General features: G+C 73.3%; 2 protein-coding genes. Both read right to left on the bottom strand.

Annotated features, from left to right (window positions below; translation table 11 throughout):
- A partial coding sequence (locus tag H5J29_RS32805; RefSeq protein WP_181784777.1) for a TIGR03619 family F420-dependent LLM class oxidoreductase occupies positions 1 to 886 on the bottom strand: 886 nt, incomplete at its 3' end.
- Positions 883 to 1369, bottom strand: a 487-nt coding sequence (locus tag H5J29_RS32800) for an SDR family NAD(P)-dependent oxidoreductase (protein WP_181784776.1), incomplete at its 5' end; no start/stop codon positions are given. The genes H5J29_RS32800 and H5J29_RS32805, both read right to left, overlap by 4 nt.

Genomic DNA, 1369 nt, shown 5'->3' with positions numbered 1-1369 from the left:
CGACCAGGTCGTCCCGGAACTGCGTGAACGACCGGCTCGCGGGCTCGACGGTCACCCACGTGACCCCGGCCTCCGCGTACTCGGCCACCCGCGCGCCGAAGGCGTCGACGAAGGCCGCGGCACCCCCGGTCCGCCACTCCCGGCTCTCGAACGGCGAGAACGTGACGTCCAGCGGCACGGCCCCCGCCTCGCGGCGGGCCGCCTGCATCTCCCCCACCTGCGCTCCGAGCTGCTCGACCGTCTCGAGCGGCGGGGTGCGGGTGATCGCGGCCATCTCGGGTCCCTGGGCGATCGGCATCCAGCCGTCCCCCACGCGCACCGCACGGCGCCGGGCGGGGCGGCTGTTGCCGCCGATCCACAGTGGAGGCCCCCCGGGCTGCACCGGTCCGGGGACCATGCTGTGCCCGGCGGCGGGGAACCGCTCCCCCGCGTGGTCCCGTCCCTCCCAGGCCGCTCGCATGGCCTCGATCGTCTCGTCGAGGATGGCGCCCCGGTTGGCGAAGTCCGCGCCGAGGACCGCGAACTCCGACTTGAGGTACCCCGCGGCCATCCCGACCGTCAGCCGCCCGCGAGACACGGAGTCCAGGCTGGCGATCGCCTTCGCCGAGAGGTACGCGTTGCGGTAGGCCGCGACCAGGACGTAGGTGACCAGGCGCAACCGGGTGGTCGCCGCCGCCATGTAGGCCAGCGAGACGAACGGGTCGTAGGCGTGGTGGCCGCCCTCGGCCAGCCACCGCTCGTCCGGGTACGGGTGCTCGGTCATCGCGATCGCGTCGAACCCGGCCTCCTCCACGACCCGCGCCACGTCGCCGAGGTCCGCCCCCTCCAGCCAGCGCTCGTGGTGCTTGACCGCCCGCATCGGGAACATGAGCAGGAAGCGCGTCATTTCGGCTGGAAGCGCAGCGCGCCGTCGATCCGGATGACCTCGCCGTTGAGGTAGTCGTTGATCGCGATGCTGTGCACCAGCTCGGCGTACTCCGCCGGGCTGCCCATTCGCTTCGGGAACGGCACGCCGCTGCCCCAGTGCTTCTCCGCCTCCTCGCGCTCCATCCGGAACGCCGGGGTGAAGAACGTGCCGGGCGCGATGGCCACGACCCGGATCCCCAGCGGGCTCAGGTCACGCGCCGAGGGCAGCGTCAGGCCGACGACGCCGCCCTTCGCCGCGGAGTACGCCGTCTGCCCGGTCTGCCCCTCGAAGGCCGCGATGCTGGCGGTGTTGACCACGAGCCCGCGCGAGCCGTTCGCGTCCGGCTCCTCCTGCGCGATCGCCGCCGAGACCAGCCGCATCGTGTTGAACGTCCCCGCCAGGAAGAGCCGGATGTAGCCGTCGAAGGCGTCCATCGGCGCGGGCGAGCCGTCCCGGCCCACC

Source organism: Pseudonocardia pini (genome assembly GCF_013870575.1).
Lineage (GTDB): Bacteria > Actinomycetota > Actinomycetes > Mycobacteriales > Pseudonocardiaceae > Pseudonocardia > Pseudonocardia pini.
This window is presented reverse-complemented; position numbering and strand designations above follow the sequence as displayed.